Here is a 913-nt window from a genome sequence, read left to right on the forward strand (position 1 = left end):
GTCTGCATAATCTGAGGGTGTTAATTCTGTGGTGGTTTGTTTTTGACAGTGTTCAATGATTTGTAGTAAGTAGCTCTTATATGATGCGGCTACCATCTTCATTGTACTTTCATAATATTTCTTACTATTGTAAGTAAATGTAAACCCTAATTGGCGCTCTATAATTGATCCATTAATGTCTATATCAAATAAATTTTCAGCATTGGGACTGATTGGTTCACCACCAGATAAGTTCGACAACGAAAAGACGTCATTTTTTATTTTTTCATCAAATTGGCCAAGGTAATTAAAGCTTATCTGAGGGGTAGCCTTTCCGTTTACTCGTTTCTCATCCAATAAATACCTACATATTCCATAACCAATTCCTTTATTTGGTATATGTCTTAATGTCTCTTTTATATTTTTTATGGTATAATCCAATGTTTTCTCTTTATCCACTTCCAATAAAACAGGATAGTGTGTGGTGAACCACCCTATCGTTCTAGAAATATTTATATCCCCTTCAAGCATTTCCCTCCCGTGTCCTTCCAAATTAATCATCAACTTGTTTTCCGAGGTCCAATCGTGAATAGCCAACCCTAAAGCAGTCAATAAAATGTCATTAACCTCTGTATTATAGGCTTTATTTGTGTTTTGCAATAATTTCAAGGTTTCTTCTTGACTTAATAAAATTTCAATACAGTTATTATTTTTTAACTTATTGCTTTCTTCACTATAGTTAAAGTCTACCGGTAATAACTTGATATCTGCTTGATCAATTTTAGCCCAGTAATCTAGTTCTTCTTGTAATAAATTCCCTTGCGCTTGCTGCTCAAGATACATACCCCATTCTTGGAAAGAATTAGTCTTTTTCTGGAAGGCTATCTCTTTTTCTTGACTAACTTGATGGTAGCCTTCTGTGAAATCTTCTAAC

The 913-nt window shown here is 33.6% G+C and carries 1 protein-coding gene; it reads right to left on the minus strand.

The features are described 5' to 3' along the window. Positions 1-913, minus strand: a 913-nt coding sequence (locus JUJ52_RS23100; RefSeq protein WP_228089251.1) for a condensation domain-containing protein, incomplete at both ends; no start/stop codon positions are given.

Source organism: Virgibacillus sp. AGTR, assembly GCF_016919725.2.
Taxonomy (GTDB): Bacteria; Bacillota; Bacilli; order Bacillales; family Amphibacillaceae; genus Virgibacillus; species Virgibacillus salarius.